Source organism: Achromobacter pestifer, assembly GCF_013267355.1.
In the GTDB taxonomy this organism is placed as follows: domain Bacteria; phylum Pseudomonadota; class Gammaproteobacteria; order Burkholderiales; family Burkholderiaceae_B; genus Achromobacter; species Achromobacter pestifer_A.
Map to the genome: position 1 here is coordinate 6116242 of NZ_CP053985.1, position 15089 is coordinate 6131330.

The 15089-nt window shown below is 68.2% G+C and carries 16 protein-coding genes; 6 read left to right on the top strand and 10 right to left on the bottom strand.

Annotated elements, in window-relative coordinates:
• Positions 1-80: 80 nt before the first annotated feature.
• Genes FOC84_RS28900 through FOC84_RS28910 form a run of 3 tightly spaced genes read right to left on the bottom strand, consistent with a single transcriptional unit; the run spans position 81 to position 3261 of the window.
• On the bottom strand, positions 81-761 hold the full coding sequence (locus tag FOC84_RS28900; protein ID WP_438800899.1) for an aspartate/glutamate racemase family protein: 681 nt from the start codon (positions 759-761) through the stop codon (positions 81-83).
• 55 nt (positions 762-816) lie between these two features.
• Positions 817-2283: an N-acyl-D-amino-acid deacylase family protein gene (locus tag FOC84_RS28905; protein WP_173148334.1), complete on the bottom strand. Its 1467-nt coding sequence runs from the start codon at positions 2281-2283 to the stop codon at positions 817-819.
• Positions 2284-3261 carry a Bug family tripartite tricarboxylate transporter substrate binding protein gene (locus tag FOC84_RS28910; protein ID WP_173148336.1) on the bottom strand — a complete coding sequence of 326 codons (978 nt, stop codon included), beginning with the start codon at positions 3259-3261 and terminating at the stop codon, positions 2284-2286.
• Positions 3262-3394: 133 nt separating this feature from the next.
• Between FOC84_RS28910 and FOC84_RS28915 the strand changes: the two genes are divergently transcribed.
• Positions 3395-4393 (top strand): LysR family transcriptional regulator, encoded by a 999-nt coding sequence (locus FOC84_RS28915; protein ID WP_173148339.1) that lies wholly within the window; start codon positions 3395-3397, stop codon positions 4391-4393.
• A gap of 5 nt (positions 4394-4398) precedes the next feature.
• Here the strand turns inward: FOC84_RS28915 and FOC84_RS28920 are convergent, their stop codons facing one another.
• Positions 4399-5010, bottom strand: a complete 612-nt coding sequence (locus FOC84_RS28920) for a glutathione S-transferase family protein (protein ID WP_173148341.1) — start codon at positions 5008-5010, stop codon at positions 4399-4401.
• An 80-nt stretch (positions 5011-5090) separates the two neighbouring features.
• On the opposite strand from FOC84_RS28920, the gene FOC84_RS28925 reads away from it, so the two are divergent.
• Positions 5091-6245 (top strand): PQQ-dependent sugar dehydrogenase, encoded by a 1155-nt coding sequence (locus FOC84_RS28925; RefSeq protein WP_173148343.1) that lies wholly within the window; start codon positions 5091-5093, stop codon positions 6243-6245.
• A gap of 5 nt (positions 6246-6250) precedes the next feature.
• On the top strand, positions 6251-6889 hold the full coding sequence (locus tag FOC84_RS28930; protein WP_173148345.1) for a glutathione S-transferase family protein: 639 nt from the start codon (positions 6251-6253) through the stop codon (positions 6887-6889).
• Between the two features lie 7 nt (positions 6890-6896).
• Here FOC84_RS28930 and FOC84_RS28935 read toward each other — a convergent pair whose 3' ends face one another.
• Together FOC84_RS28935 and FOC84_RS28940 are read right to left on the bottom strand one after the other, a co-directional pair.
• Complete coding sequence (locus tag FOC84_RS28935; protein WP_173148347.1) at positions 6897-7811, bottom strand: DMT family transporter; 915 nt, start codon at positions 7809-7811, stop codon at positions 6897-6899.
• Positions 7812-7881: 70 nt separating this feature from the next.
• Positions 7882-8259, bottom strand: a complete 378-nt coding sequence (locus tag FOC84_RS28940) for a DUF423 domain-containing protein (RefSeq protein ID WP_054454180.1) — start codon at positions 8257-8259, stop codon at positions 7882-7884.
• 194 nt (positions 8260-8453) lie between these two features.
• Here FOC84_RS28940 and parS point away from each other — a divergent pair, with 194 nt between their 5' ends.
• Both parS and FOC84_RS28950 read left to right on the top strand, forming a co-directional pair.
• Positions 8454-8921: a type II RES/Xre toxin-antitoxin system antitoxin gene (parS, locus tag FOC84_RS28945; protein ID WP_173148349.1), complete on the top strand. Its 468-nt coding sequence runs from the start codon at positions 8454-8456 to the stop codon at positions 8919-8921.
• A complete protein-coding gene (locus FOC84_RS28950; RefSeq protein WP_173148351.1) occupies positions 8918-9433 on the top strand; it encodes an RES family NAD+ phosphorylase in 516 nt (171 codons plus the stop codon). Before parS ends, FOC84_RS28950 begins: the two co-directional genes overlap by 4 nt.
• A 2-nt stretch (positions 9434-9435) precedes the next feature.
• Here the strand turns inward: FOC84_RS28950 and FOC84_RS28955 are convergent, their stop codons facing one another.
• Positions 9436-10494 carry an alcohol dehydrogenase gene (locus FOC84_RS28955; RefSeq protein ID WP_173148353.1) on the bottom strand — a complete coding sequence of 353 codons (1059 nt, stop codon included), beginning with the start codon at positions 10492-10494 and terminating at the stop codon, positions 9436-9438.
• 61 nt (positions 10495-10555) lie between these two features.
• The gene (locus FOC84_RS28960) at positions 10556-11764 is read right to left on the bottom strand and encodes an ABC transporter substrate-binding protein (protein ID WP_173148355.1); all 1209 of its coding nucleotides are present in this window, start codon (positions 11762-11764) and stop codon (positions 10556-10558) included.
• 230 nt (positions 11765-11994) lie between these two features.
• On the opposite strand from FOC84_RS28960, the gene FOC84_RS28965 reads away from it, so the two are divergent.
• Positions 11995-12735 carry an IclR family transcriptional regulator gene (locus tag FOC84_RS28965; protein WP_173148357.1) on the top strand — a complete coding sequence of 247 codons (741 nt, stop codon included), beginning with the start codon at positions 11995-11997 and terminating at the stop codon, positions 12733-12735.
• Between the two features lie 75 nt (positions 12736-12810).
• Here the strand turns inward: FOC84_RS28965 and rocF are convergent, their stop codons facing one another.
• Together rocF and rocD are read right to left on the bottom strand one after the other, a co-directional pair.
• Complete coding sequence (gene rocF / locus FOC84_RS28970; RefSeq protein ID WP_173148359.1) at positions 12811-13773, bottom strand: arginase; 963 nt, start codon at positions 13771-13773, stop codon at positions 12811-12813.
• Positions 13773-15008: an ornithine--oxo-acid transaminase gene (rocD, locus tag FOC84_RS28975; RefSeq protein ID WP_173148361.1), complete on the bottom strand. Its 1236-nt coding sequence runs from the start codon at positions 15006-15008 to the stop codon at positions 13773-13775. The genes rocF and rocD overlap by 1 nt, the downstream gene beginning before the upstream one ends.
• Positions 15009-15089 lie beyond the last annotated feature (81 nt).

Sequence of the window (15089 nt, forward strand, 5' to 3'; positions counted from 1 at the left end):
GCGAAGGGAAATTGGGGCGCATCGGAAGATGCGCCTTTTTTTTCGCTGGTCACGGGCGGGTGCCGGGCGCGCCAGGCAGCTCAGGCCGCCAGCAGCTGTTCGGCCTGGTAATGGGCGATGGCCGCGCGCGCCAGCGCGTCGATGGAATCCGTCAAGGTCACGCCCAGGCTGGGGCGCAACGCGTGCGGCACGGCCAGGGGCAGTTCGGTGCAGCCCAGCACGACGGCGTCCGCGCCGCGGGCCTTGAGGCGGGCGATGCACTCGGCAGCGGGGGCATAGGCGTCTTCGAGGCGGTTGGCCTTGACCGCGCGGATCGACCCCATGCAATAGCGTTCGACTTCGTCGTCGTCCGGCACGATGCACTCGTAGCCTTGCGCTTCCAGATGGCGCTGGTACAGGCCCAGCTTCAGCGTGGCGGCGGTGCCCATCAGGCCGATGCGGCCGGTAGGCAGGCCGAGGCGGCGCAGGTCGTCGATGACGGCCTGGATGATGTGCAGCACGGGCAGGTCGGTGGACGCGGCGATCTGGTCGTACCAGAGGTGGGCCGTGTTGCACGGAATGGCGATGAGCCGCGCGCCGGCGTTCTGCAGGAAGCGCACGCCGTCCTGCATGTAGGGCAGGGGATTCTCGCCGCCGGCCATGTAGGCGCTGGATCGGTCGGGAATGCGGGGGTCGTTGCGCAGCAGCGTGGGGATGTGCTGCTGGTCGATCGCGGCGGGCGTCAGCGCCGCCAGACGCAGGGCAAAGGCGGCGCCCGCCATGGGGCCCATGCCGCCCAATACACCCAGGTAACAACCCTGGGAATAGCTGTTCACGTTATTCACTCCGAGGTAATGCGGTCCCGGGCGCCAAGACTTGGCCCGGGCGTTCGGCGCCGGTTCGTTCCCCGTCCCAGACCTGCCTGCCATTGACCCAAACCGATTGGATACCCTGGCTTGCCTGAATGGGAGCTGAAAAAGTGGCCACATCTGTCACCGTGGCGGGATCGAACAGCACCAGGTCAGCATGATACCCCTCCCGCAGCAGGCCGCGCTCGGCGATGCCGTATTGGTCCGCGGCGAGGCCGGTCATCTTGTGGATGGCGGTTTCCAGCGTCAGCAGGCGCTGTTCGCGCACCATGGCGCGCAGCACGTTGGTGAAGGTGCCCCATTGGCGGGGGTGCGGATGCGGGTCGAAGGGCAGGCCGTCCGAGCCCACCATGGTCAGCGGATGCGAGAAGATGCGGCCGACGTCGGCCGGATCCATCAGGAAATAGATGGCGCCGGCGGGCGTCAGGCGGGCGATGGCGGCCTCGTCGTCCAGGCCCAGTTCCGCCATGACCTCGCTGAAGTCGCGGCCGGTGGCCTCGGGGTAGCCCTTGGACCAGGTGATCATGGTGCGGCTGGCCAGCCGCGCGCGGTCCAGCCGCAGCATGGTGGAGGTGGCGGGATAGGGATGGCAATCCAGGCACACCGCCTGGGTGGCGGCGGCGCGGCTGATCAGGTCCAGGGTTTCGCGGCTGCGGCCGTGGTTGCGTTCGCCCGCCAGCTTGTGGTGCGAGAACACCACGCGACAATCGAGTTCGCGGCCGATTAGCAGCGCTTCTTCCATGGCCGGGACGATGTGGTCGGCTTCGTCGCGCAGATGGGTGGCGTAGACGCCGGGACGGCCGCGCAGCGGCGCGCAGACGTCGATGATCTCGTCGGTGGGCGCGGCGCTGGCCGGGGGATAGAAGGTGCCGGTGGAGACGCCGAAGGCGCCCGCGTCCAGCGCTTCCCGCAGCAGCTCGCGCATGGCGGCGCGTTCGTCCGCGTCGGCGGCGCGCGAGGTGTCGGCCATGACGGCCACGCGCAGCGTGGTGTGGCCGACCAGGGGCGCCACGTTGACCGCGGCGGGCGCGGCGCGCAGCGCGTCCATCCAGGCGCGGAAGGTAGCGAAACGGAACAGCTCGGCCGGACCCAGCAGGTCCAGCGGCTGCGGGATCGCCGTCCCGGCCAACGGCGCCAGGCTGATGCCGCAATTGCCGGTGACCACGGTGGTGATGCCCTGCGAGACCTTGGGCAGCATGTCCGGGTGCGCCAGCAAGTAGCCATCGTCGTGGGTATGGGAATCGATGAATCCGGGCGCCAGCGCCAGGCCGCCGGCGTCGATGACAGGGACGCCAGCGGGATGGGCGAATTCGCCCACCGCCGCGATGCGTCCGTCATGCACCGCCAGGTCGCCCCGGCGGGCGGGTCCGCCGGTGCCGTCGACGAGCGTGGCGCCCGCCACGATGAAGTCTGCTTGCAGCATGCGCGCGCTCATTCAGTCGAGTTTCTCGATGCCGGCGCCGTCGATGATCCGTTGCCACTTGGCGGTTTCACGGTCGATCAGCTGCTTGAACTCGGCGGGCGAGCCGCTGGCCGGTTCGGCGCCCAGCGTGGCCAGGCCGGTGCGGACTTCGGGCGCCTGCAGTGCCTTCTGGATGGCGGCGTTCAGCGTGGCCACCACTTCCGGCGGCGTGCCCTTGGGCGCGACTACGCCGCCCCAGGCCACGGTTTCGTAGCCCTTCAGGCCGGCTTCGTCCAGCGTGGGCACGTCGGGCATCAGCGCCAGGCGCTTCAGGCTGCTTACGCCGATAGCGCGCACCTTGCCGCTCTTGACCAGCGGGGTCGCTTCCGAGGTGTTGACGAACAGGTAGTCCAGCCGGCCGCCCAACAGGTCCTGGATCGCGGCGGGCCCGCCGTTGTACGGAATGAACATGACGTTGACCTTCGCCATGCTCTTGAAGAGTTCGCCGCCCATGTGGCCGGTGGTGCCCACGCCCGAGGCGCCGTAGGACAGGCGGCCGGGTTCCTTGCGGGCGCGGTCTATCAGGTCCTGCACGCTCTTGATGGGCGAGTCGGCCGGCACGATCAGCGCGTTGTACAGGTCGAACAGATGGGCCACGGGCGTCAGGTCGGCGTCCACGTCGTAGGGCAGGCGCTTGAACAGCGAGCGGTTCACGGCCAGCGTGTTGATGTTGCCGTAGCCGACGGTATAGCCGTCGGGCGCGGCGCGCTTGACCAGGGCGATACCGATATTGCCGGCGGCGCCGGGGCGGTTTTCGACCACCACCGTGGCGCCGGTGTCGCGCGCCAGCTGGGTCGTGATCAGGCGCGACAGCACGTCGGGCGAGCCGCCGGCGGCGGACGGCACCACGAAGGTGATGGGCTTGTCGGGATAGGCGCCGGCGGTGGCGGTGGCCGTCATGGCGGCGCCGAGCGCCAGCGCGGAAAGGCCGCGCAAGAGTTTGCCGTGCATGGTGGATTTCCCCTGGTTTTCTAGTGTTGAGGCCGGCAGGTTACACCCCGGGCCGGTCCTCGCCCTCATCGAAAAATGTCGAAAACCTATAATCGGGCGTTATCGGTTTGGCGCTGATTTGCCAGGGGAAAAAATGGATGAGCATGCCTACGCGGACGAGGTCGGACCCACTGCCGGCCGGCCTTTGAACCTGCGCCAGATCGAGGTGTTCCGCGCCATCATGATGGCCGGTTCGATCAGCGGCGCGGGCCGCATGTTGCATGTGTCGCAGCCCGCCGTCAGCCGCGTGCTGGCGCTGACCGAGAGCCGCTTGGGCTACAAGCTGTTCGAGCGCGTGAAGAGCCGGTTATCGCCCACCGCCGAGGCGCGGCGGCTGTACGCGGAGGTGGAGCAGGTCTACGGCGGTATCCAGCGCGTGAATGACCTGGCCGCCAGCCTGGGCCAGTCGGGCGCGGGCATGCTCAAGATCGTCGCCAGCGCCAGTTTCGGGCAGCGTCTCATTCCGATGGCGCTGGACCGCTTCCGCGGCCGCAATGCGGACGCGCGCGTCGATTACCGCAGCGTGACCTTCGACGAACTGGCGGCATACTTCCTGTCGGGCCAGGCGGACATAGGCGTTTCGATGCAGCCGCCTGACCATCCCAATCTGCAGTCGGTGCGCCTGGCGCAGGTACCGATCATCTGCGCGCTGCCCGCCGGCCATCCGCTGGCGGCGCGCGAGGTGGTGCGGCCGGAGGATTTCTCCACGGCAGCCTGGATCGGTTATCCGCGCGATACGCCGTTGGCGCGCGCGCTCACGCCTTTCTTCGGCGAGGGGCCGGCCTGCGCCGCGGCGGTCGAGGTGCATTCGCCCGTGACTGCGTGTTCGTTCGTGCAGCAGGGCCTGGGGCCAGCGCTGATCGACGCTTGGTGCGTGACGCCGGACCAGGCCGCGCACATGGCCTTGCGCCCGATATCGCCGCAAGCCAGCGTCGAGATCTGGGCCACGCATTCGAATCTGAGCGCGCCGCCCTTGCTGGCGCGGCGCTTTCTGGCGGCGGTCAAGAAGACGCTGGAAGAGGGCGCGCCGCCTGATCTGGCGGCGCCGGAGGCTGCCCGCCGAGGGCTTGCGCCAGTGCGCGCAAGCCCTTGAAGACCTTACAGGCCCTCGGCCTTCAATGCGGCCTGGACGCCCTTGTCGGCTTCCATGCGCTTGAAGAAGGCGGCCAGGTTGTCCAGGCCCGACAGGTTCACTTCCTTGCCGTGTGCCCAGCGCAGCACCACGTACAGATAGGCGTCGGCGATGGAGGGCGTGTCGCCCGTCAGGTAGGACTTGCCGGCGAGCTGTCCGTCCAGCTGCGCGAACAGTTTGCTCAGCAGGGCCGAGGCGGACGCGGCCAATTCCTTCTGCGCGGCCTCGTCGCCCAGGAAACGCGGGGCGCCGAAGATCATCGAGAAGGTCTTGTGGATGTCCGAGTTGATGAAGCCGAGCCAGCGGCGCACTTCGGCGCGCGAGCGGGGCGTGCCGTCGCCCAGCAGCTTCAGTTCCGGGGCGTGTTCAGCCAGGTACTCGAGGATCGCGGCGTTCTGCGTCACGGTCCAGCCGTCGTGCGCCAGCGCGGGCACGGCGCCCAGCGGGTTGACCTTCAGGAACTCCGGGGCCTTGAGCTCGTCGCGGCTCAGCTTGTGTGTTTCGTAGGGTTTGCCGATCCATTCCAGCACGATGTGGGAAGCGAGCGAGCACGCGCCGGGCATGTAGTACAGTTTCATCAGATGGGGTCTCCTGAGAGCAAGGACGGGGATCTCCGTTGCTGGCCGATATGGTACGCCACCCGTTGCCGGAGATGCCCATGCCGTCACGTCCCGCCGCGATCGCGCGCGCGTTGTTCATGTCGTTCTGCCTGTCGGCCGCACTGCCGGCATTTGCGCAGCCTGCGCCCGAGCCGGCATCCGTCCCGGCGCGCGTCACGGCCGTGGTGGGTGGGCTGAACCATCCCTGGGCCATGGCCTTTCTGCCGGAAGGCGGCGTGCTGATCACGGAACGTCCCGGCAGTCTACGGCTGCTGCGCATTCCGGGCGGGTTGTCCAAGCCGCTGGCGGGCGTGCCCAAGGTCGCGGCGCAGGGCCAGGGCGGCCTGCTGGACGTGGCGTTGTCGCCGGACTTTGCCAAGGACCGGTATGTCTACCTGTCCTATGCCGAGGCCGAGGGTTCGAAGAGCGGCACCGCCGTGGGCCGCGGCCGGCTGTCCGCCGACGGCACGGCGCTGGAGAACTTCCGCGTGCTGTTCCGCCAGCAACCCAAGCTGTCGTCGGGCCTGCACTACGGATCGCGGCTGGTGTTCGACGGCAAGGGCTATCTGTATATCTCGCTGGGCGAGAACAACCAGCGGCCCACCGCGCAGGATCTGGACAAGCTGCAAGGCAAGGTGGTGCGGCTGAAGACCGACGGCTCGGTGCCGCCCGACAATCCCTTCGTCGGCCAGGTCGGGGCGCGGCCGGAGATCTGGTCCTATGGACACCGCAATCCGCAGGGCATGGCGCTCAATCCGTGGACCGGCCAGCTATGGGAAAACGAGCACGGGCCGCGCGGCGGCGACGAGATCAATCTGGTCCAGCGCGGCAAGAACTATGGCTGGCCGCTGGCCACCCACGGCATCAACTACTCGGGGCAACCCATCCCCGAAGCCAAGGGCGCGGACCTGGCCGGCATGGAGCCGCCGCTGTACTGGTGGCCCAAGTCGCCGGCCATCAGCGGCATGGCTTTCTACGACGCGGACCGGTTTCCGGCTTGGCGCAATTCCGTGTTCATCGGCGCGCTGGCTAACCAGAACCTCATCCGCCTGACCTTGGACGGCGACCGCGTGGCGGCCCAGGAGTGGCTGCTGACGGATCGCAAGCAGCGGATACGCGACGTGCGGCAAGGGCCGGACGGCTATGTGTACGTGTTGACCGACGCCTCGTCCGGCGAATTACTGCGCCTGGCGCCGGCTGATTCCGGAGGATGAACGCCATGAAACCGTATGAGCTGATCGGGTCCGCGGGTTGCGGATCCGCCATCGTCGAGATGGCGCTGGTGCTGGCCAACGTGCCGCACACGCTGACGGACCTGCCGTACCTGAAGCCCTGCGCCGAGCGCGACCGGCTGCTGCAATTGAATCCGCTGGGGCAGGTGCCGACCCTGATCCTGCCGGACGGCGAGGTCATGACCGAGAGCGCGGCCATGATCCTGCACCTGAACGACGTGGCGCCCCAGGCGGGGTTGGCGCCTGCGGCGGACAAGCCGGAGCGGGCGCGCTTTCTCAATCTGCTGATCCGCCTGGTGGCGGCGGTCTATCCCACGTTCACCTATGGCGACAATCCGCCGCAATGGACCACGGAAGGCCCGGCCGCCGATCTGCTGCGCCAGCGTGTGCACACGCGGCGCGCGGATCTATGGCAGGAACTGGAGCGCCATGCCGGCGCGCCGCATATGCTGGGCCGGCGGTTTTCGGCGCTGGACCTGTACGTGACCGTGATGACGCGCTGGCGTCCAGGGCCGTCGTGGTTCGGCGCGGTGTGTCCGGCCCTGACGGCCGTGGCGCGCGAGGCGGCGCTGGAACCCAACGTGGAGCGGGTGCTGCGGCGGCATTTCCCGCCGCCCACGGAATAGCCGGATCTCAGGCTTTGCCCGGCTTGCGCTTCCTGGACTTGGCCCGCGCTTCACGCACGGCGATGTAGACGCCGCTGCCGGCGATGAAGATGGAGCCCAGGTAGGCGTAGGCATCGGGAGCTTCCTGCCAGAAGACCCAGCCCAGGACGGTGGCCCAGATCAGCCCGGTATAGTCGAAGGGCGCGACCACCGAGGCGGGTCCGATGCGGAATCCCTGCGTGATCAGCGCCAGGCCCAGCGTGCTGAACAGCGCCACCGCGCCGAAGTACGGCAGGTCAGCCGCCGCCGGCGTCTCCCAGACCAGGGGCAGGGCGACCGCGCTGCAGACCAATTGGCCCAGCACGATGTAGAGCGTGGTCGTCAACATGCCTTCGTTGCGGTTGATGCCGCGCGCCGTGATCATCATCACCCCGTAGAGCATTGCGGTGACCAGCGGCAGCAGGGTTGCCGCCTGGAAGGTGTCGGCGCCGGGCCGCACCACGATCAGCACGCCGGCAAAACCGGCCAGCACGGCCAGCCAGCGCTTGCCGTCCACGCGCTCTTTCAGGACCAGCACGGACAGCGCGGTCACGAACAAGGGCGCGGCGAACGCGATGGCGGTGGCTTCGGCCAGCGGCAGCGTGCGCAGGCCCAGGTAGAAGCAATAGGCCGACACCACGTTGATGGCGCCGCGCGCCAGGTGCAGCCCGGGATGGGCGGTGCGCAACACCCGGCGTCCGCCCAGCCACAGCGCCAGCGCGGCGACGAAAGGCAGCGCGATCAGCGCACGCAGGAACAGGATCTGCAGCGGGTTGTAGTTGGCGCCCAGCCATTTGGCGTTGGCGTCGCTCAAGGTCAGGAAGAAGATGCCGCCCACCACACAGGCGATGCCTGCTGCGGCGGATTGGGTCTGGGCGGCGGGGAGTACGGAAGAGGTGGACATCTACAGCCTGGGAGGGGGGCGGTTCCGGCCGCCTGAAAGGAAAAGGAAGAGGGAAAGGAAGGAAAGGGGCTCAACCCTGGGCGCGGTAGGCCGCCAGCGCGACCATGCCCCATGACGCCAGGAAGGCGACGCCGCCGAAAGGCGTGACGGCGCCCAGCCAGTGCGTGCCCGTCAGGGACAGCACGTACAGGCTGCCGCTGAACAGCACGATGCCGACGAACATCACCACGCCGGCCGCGGACAGCAGGGACGAACCGTAGCGCGCGCCCAGCAGCGCGACGACGAACAGGCCCAGCGCATGGATCAGGTGATACAGCACGCCGGTCTGCCAGACCGACAGCAGTTCCGGCGTAAGCATGCGCTTGAGGCCATGGGCGCCAAAGGCTCCGGCGCCTACCGCCACCATGAGATTCAACGCCGCGAGTATCGTCAGCTGCCGGTCCGTCATCGCCAGTCCTTATAAGTGTCTGATTAATCGTGTTACAGCCGCCTATGATATGCCCAAATCCGGTGCCTGCCCGGGGCCATGGCATTGTTGGGGACGGATCTTGTGACGCGGTTTCCAAATGGGATATCATGAATTCAATTTGGAATTCCTGGTGCACCCGCAACCGTGGCGCCCAGCCTTGCAGGAGCCAGACCATGAGCGTAGCCGCCCTTGAAAAAACCCCCGTCAAACGTCCGCCGCGCCATGCGGCGGCGCGCGCCAAGCAGTTGTTCCGCAGCCTGGTCGACAGCCCCCTGGTCGACATGGCGCGCGACGTGCGCCGCGGCCTGCCTGCGCAGATGGTGGACGACGCCGCCGACTATCTGCAGGTCCCCAAGTCTGAAATCATGGCCATCACCGAGGTCAAGGCGGCCTCGCTGTCGCGCTGGAGCCGCGAGGGCCTGATGCTGCCCCTGGGCGAATCCGACCGCCTGGCCCGCGTCGCGCGGGTGGCGCGGGTGGCGCGCCAGGTGCTGGGCAGCGACGAGGAAGCGGTGGCCTGGCTGAACACGCCGGTGCCTGCGCTGGGCAACGTCAAGCCGCTGTCGCTGCTGACGTCCGACGCCAGCAGCCGCATCGTCGAGGACACGCTGGCGCGCGCCGCGGCGGGCGTCTACGCATGACGGACGATAGCGTCTCGATCTGGCGCATCGGCACTACCGCAGGCACGTACCGTGCCGACGACTTGAGCGGGGCGGGGGCCGCGGCCGTGGGCGGGCGCTACAACAGTCCGGGCACGCCAGTGGTCTATGCCTCGGCCAGCGTGGCGCTGGCGGTGCTGGAAACCGTGGTGCACTTCGCGGTCCGCGCGTCAGAGCAGGCCAACCGCTATCTGATCGAACTGGCCGTGCCGCGCGCCGTGCATGAAGCCCGCCAGTCGTTGAGCCTGAGACAGCTGCACGAGGATTACCCGTTCTGGGATGCCGTGCCTTTCGCGGAAGCTTCGCAGGCCGTGGGCGACAACTGGGTGCAATCCGGCGTGTCGGCGTTGCTGGAACTGCCCAGCGCCATCGTGCCTTACCGGGGCGTGCCGGACTGCAATTTCCTGATCAATCCGGCGCACCCCGACGCCGAGCATATCGTGGTGGTGCGGCGCGAACGCTTCATCTACGATCCGCGCCTGCGACCCGTCTGACTTCAGTTCGTCAGCACCGCCCGACCCACGACCTTGCCGGCGCGCAGCGAAGCCAGCACGCTGTCGGCTTCGGCCAGCGCGTGACGATGCACGGGCATGGGCGGCACCTTGCCTGCTCGCACCAGCGCCATCAATTCCTGCAGTTCGGCCAGATTGCCGACGTAGCTGCCGATGATGGACAGCGCCTTCATGGGGATCATCGCGATCGGCCAGGACGAGGCGCCGCCGAACAGGCCCACGATGATCAGCTTGCCGCCCTTGGTCAGGAAGTCGAAGGCCAGCGAGGTGGTGGCGGGCGCGCCGACCAGGTCGATGGCCGCCTGCACCGGCTTGCCGCCGGCCGCCTTGATGATCTGCTGCGCGGCATCGGGCGCCGCGCCGTCGATCGCGGCGAGCGCGCCGGCTTCCAGGGCGGCCTGGCGCTTGGCCGGGTCGATATCGACCACGATGGCGCCCGCGCCGCCCAAGGCCTTGATCAGCGTCAGGCTCATCAGGCCCAGGCCGCCCGCGCCGAAGATGACCACGGGGTGCGAACGGTACACGTCCGCGCCGATCTTCTTCAGCGCCGAATAGGTGGTGAGCCCGGAGCAGGCATAGGGCGCGATCTGCGCGGGGTCCAGGTCGCCGACGTCGATCAGGTAGCGCGGGTGCGGCACCAGGATGTGGTCGGCGTAGCCGCCGGCGCGGTGCACGCCCAGGCAGGCGGGCGCGGAGCAATGGTTCTCCATGCCGGCCAGGCAGGGCGGGCAGTTGCCGCAGCCGATCCAGGGGTAGACCAGGTAGTTGCGGTCGGAGGCCAGCCCTTGCGCGTCGGGTCCGGCCGCGACCACCGCGCCCACGGTTTCGTGGCCCATGGTCAGCGGCAGTGACACGCCGCGGTCCTTCAGCGACAGCGTGCGGCCCTGGCCCAGGTCGTAGCCGCCTTCCCACAAGTGGATATCGCTGTGGCAAACACCAGCCGCGCGGACCTTCAGCAGCACCTGCGACCCCTGCGGCGTGGGGGTGGGCGGGTTCATTTCCTGCAAGGGCTCGCGGAAGTTCACGACGCAATAGCACTTCATGGGATGTCTCCTCCTGGGTGTTTTTACGGCCGGCCCGCAAGGCGGGCGCGGCGGGGCAAGGCTATTTCTTCACGGTCGGGCATTCGCTGTCCGCCAGCGACACGAAGACCTTTTCGCCGGGCACCGTGGACAGGATGCGGTAGAAGTCGCCGGGGTACTTGGATTCGGCGGGTTTCTTCACTTCGACCAGATACAGGTCCATGATGACGCGGCCGTCTTCGGGGCGCACCCGGGCATTCTTGATCAGTTTGGTGGTGATCGGCAACTCGCGCATCTTCTGATTGACGGTCGCGCCGTCGAAGGTGCCGGCGGCCTGGGCGGCTTGCAGATAGTGCGTGGTGGCGACGTAGCTCAGCGCCTGCACGATGGACGGCGCGCGCGTCACGCCCATCTTCTTCTGCCAGCGCTGGGTCCAGGCCCGGGTGTCCTCGTCCGCGTCCCAGTAGAAACCGGTGGGGAAGGTCAGCCCCTGCGCCACGGGCAGGCCCATCGCCTGCACGTCGTTGATGAAGGTCAGGAACGTCAGCATGCGCTGCTTGCCGCCGGTCAGCCCGAATTCCTGGGCCTGCTTGATCAGGTTGACCAGATCGCCGCCGGCGCTGGCCAGGCCCACCACGTCGGCCTTGGAGGATTGCGCCTGCACCAGGAACGAGGCGAAATCCAGCGCGCCCAGCGGATGGCGCGTGCTGCCCAGGACCTTGCCGCCTGCCTTGTCCACGAAGCGCGAGGCGTTGGTTTCCAGCGATTTGCCGAACACGTAGTCGGTGGTGATGAAGTACCAGGACTTGCCGCCGCTTTCGACCACGCTCTTGACCACCGCGTTGGCCAGGGCATAGGTGTCGGGCGCCCATTGGGTGCTGAGGTTGCTGCACTGCTTGCCGCTGAAGTCGCCGGCGAAGCCGCCGCTGATGAGCGCGGTTCCGCCTTTCTCGCGCGCCACGCCCTGCGCGGCCAGGCCGGCGGAGCTGGCGCCGCCGTCCACCACGGCCACCAGGCCTTGCGTGTCGAACCAGCGGCGGACCAGGGCCGAGGCCACGTCCGCCTTGTTCTGGTTGTCCGCGCCTATGACCTCCACGGTCTTGCCGGCGACCTTGCCGCCGAAGTCCTCGACCGCCATGCGGACGGCCATCTCGGAGCCCAGCCCGCCCAGATCCGAATAGATCCCGGAACGGTCGTTGGACACGCCCAGGCGCACCACGTCGGATTGGGCTTGGGCCGCGCACGCGGCCAGCGAGGCGGCCAGCGCCGCCAACAGGGGTTTGATACGCATCTGCTTGCCTCCCGGCCCGGTGGGGCCGAATTGTCGGTTTGTCGTTGGGATGCTGTGTATCTGCTTGCGGCGCGCCAGTTCTCCACCTGGCCGAAAATTATTTCACATTGGTGAAAGAAAGTTCTTGTGCAAGAATTTAGGTTCGCACATGTGAAAAGTCAACATAGTGGATTTCCCAAGCCGAAGCGCGGCCGCGCCGGCCGGAGGAACGCCGCGCGAGGAGTCGACGCATGGAAGTGAAGCTCGTCGCAAGAACGCTGGAACTGATAGAACTGTTCGCCCAGGAACGGCGGCCGATGCCGCTGACCGAGCTTGCGCAGGGGCTGGGCGCACCCATGTCCAGCTGCCTGGCGCTGGTGCGCACGCTGGTGGCGCGCGGCTATCTGTACGAGGTCCGGCGCCGCGCGGGGTATTACCCCACGCCCAAGCTGCACGCCTTGAGCGGGCTGATCGAGTCGGGCGACCCGTGGATGGAGCGGGTGCGCCCGCAGCTCGCGGCGCTACGCGACGCGGCCAATGAAACGGTGATGCTGGGCAAGATCCAGGACGGCGCGGTGCTGTTCCTGGACATGGCGGAATCCACGCATCCGGTGCACTACGCGACCCGGCCCGGCGTGCGGCGGCCTTTGCACACCAGCGCGGTGGCCAAGGCCATTCTGGCGCGGCTGGGGCCGGCCGAACGCGAGAGCATCCTGGCGGATGCCGAATACGAACGCCATACGGAGCGCACGCTGGTCACGCGCCAGGCGCTGCTGGATGAGGTGGAGCGGACGGCAGCCAGGGGCTGGGCCGAGAATGCCGGCGAAAGCGTGGCCGACCTGACGGGGCTGGCCGTGGCGCTGGACCTGGGCGGCGAATGGTACGCGCTGTGCATGGCGGGGCCCACGTCACGGGTCGCCGAGAGGCGCGCAGAGAACTTGCGATTGCTGACCGAGGCGGCGGAAGCGATCCGCCTCGGCCGCGAAAGCTAGGGCTTGCGCAAGGCTTCCGCCCGCCGGAGCCGGCTTGGGAGCCGCGCACCGCGGTCGCGCCGCGCGGCGTGCGGTTCAGGAGCCCCGGCGCATCAGCGTGGACTTGCCGAACAGGCTTTCGATCAGGTCCACCGCCAGCTCCGCGGTCTTGTTGCGCACGTCGAAGGCCGGGTTCAGTTCGACCACGTCCAGCGACCGCATCAGGCCGGTGTCGGCGATCATCTCCATGCACAGCTGGGCTTCGCGGTAGGTGGGGCCGCCGGCGACGGTAGTGCCCACGCCCGGCGCAATTTCCGGGTCCAGGAAGTCCACGTCGAAACTGACGTGCAGATGGGTATCGGCGTCCAGCCCGGCCAAGGCCGCTTCCATGGTGGCGCGCATGCCCATTTCGTCCAGGTAGCGCATGTCGAAGACTTCCAGCCCGGCTTCATGCACCAGACGCTTTTCACCCTGGTCCACGCTGCGGATGCCGATCTGCCGCACCCAGCCCGGCTCGATGTCGGGCGTCTGGCCGGACAGGCCCGTGATTTGCGCCGGGCCGTAGCCGCACAGGCAAGCCACCGGCATGCCGTGGATGTTGCCGGTGGGAGTGAGCGCATGGGTATTGAAGTCGGCATGGGCGTCCAGCCACAGCACGCGCAGCTTCTTGCCCGCCGCGCGGCAGTGGCGCGCCACCGCGCTGATCGAGCCTATGCCCAGGCAGTGGTCGCCGCCCAGCAGGATGGGCAGGCGGCCCTGGCTCAATTCTTCGTAGACGGCGTCGTGCACCGCGCGGTTCCAGGCGGCGACTTCGTCCAGGTGGCGGTAGCCGTCCACCGGCGGCAGCCAGGGATTGGCGGGGCCGTAGAGGTTGCCGCGATCGGTCACCTGGAAGCCCTGGGCCTCGATGACCGGGCCCAGGTCCGCCACGCGCAGGGCTTCGGGCCCCATGGACGCGCCGCGCGCGCCGGCGCCGATGTCGGTGGGCGCGCCGATCAGGGTGATGTGGTGGGGCAGGTTGGCGGTGTTCTGCAAGTCGCGGACTCCGATAGGGGGCATCAAGTGGCGGATAGTACCGCGCTCAGTTGGTCACAGGCCCAGTCGATCTGCTCGCGCGTCACGATCAGGGGCGGCGACAGGCGCAGCGTGTGGCCGTGCGTGTCCTTGACCAGCATCCCGCGCGCCTGCAGGCGTTCGCACCACAGGCGCGCACCGCCGGCGTCGGGCTCCAGTTCCACGGCCAGCATCAGGCCGCGTCCGCGCACTTCGCGCACCGGACCGGGCAGGGTGCGCAGGCGGTCCAGGAAATAGGAACCCATGGCCGCCGCGTTTTCTATCATGCCTTCCTCGGTCAGCACGCGCAGCGCGGCGCGCGCGATGGCGCAGGCCAGCGGGTTGCCGCCGAAGGTGCTGCCGTGCTGGCCGGGCTGGAATACGCCCAGCACGTCGGCGTTGGACAGCACCGCCGACACCGGATAGAAGCCGCCCGACAGCGCCTTGCCGATCAAAGTGACGTCGGCTTCGATGCCTTCGTGCTCTTCGGCCAGCAGCTTGCCGGTACGGCCCAGCCCGGTCTGGATTTCGTCCAGGATCAGCGTGATGCCGCGCTCGGTGCAGCGCTGGCGGACCCGCGCGAAATAGCCCGGGGGCGGCAGCACCACGCCCGCCTCGCCTTGTATCGGCTCCACCAGGAAAGCCACCGTGTTGGGCGTGATGGCGGCGTCGAAGGCCGCGTAGTCGCCGAAGGGCACGACCTTGAAGCCGGGCGCGAACGGGCCATAGTGGCCATAGGCGTCGGGATCGGTCGAAAAGCCAACGATGCCCAGCGTGCGGCCATGGAAGTTGTTGGCGCAGACGATGATCTCGGCCTGGTTTTCCGGCACGCCGCGCACTTCGTAGCCCCATTTGCGCACGGCCTTGATGGCGGTTTCCACGGCTTCCGCGCCGCTGTTCATGGGCAGGATCTTGTGCGCCCCGGTCAGGCGCGCCAGGTCTTCGTAGAACGGCGCCATCTGGTCGTGGCGGAAGGCGCGCGAGGTGAGCGTGAGCTTCTGCGCCTGCTCGGCCATGGCGGCCAGGATGGCGGGATGGCAATGCCCCTGGTTGACGGCCGAGTAGGCCGACAGGCAGTCCAGGTACTTGCGGCCGTCCACGTCGTAGAGCCAGACGCCGCTGCCGCGCGCGATGACCACATCGAGGGGATGGTAGTTGTGTGCGCCGAGCTGGTCTTCCACGTGGTCGCGGTGGCTGGCGGCGGACTGCGCGCCCGGTTGGGTGTTCAATACCGCGCTCATGAGCGTCTCCCGAGGAGGTATTGCAGCCATCTTAGCGCTCCAAGCCGATCCGCGGCATTGCCATTGCGTGACAAAGGCCAT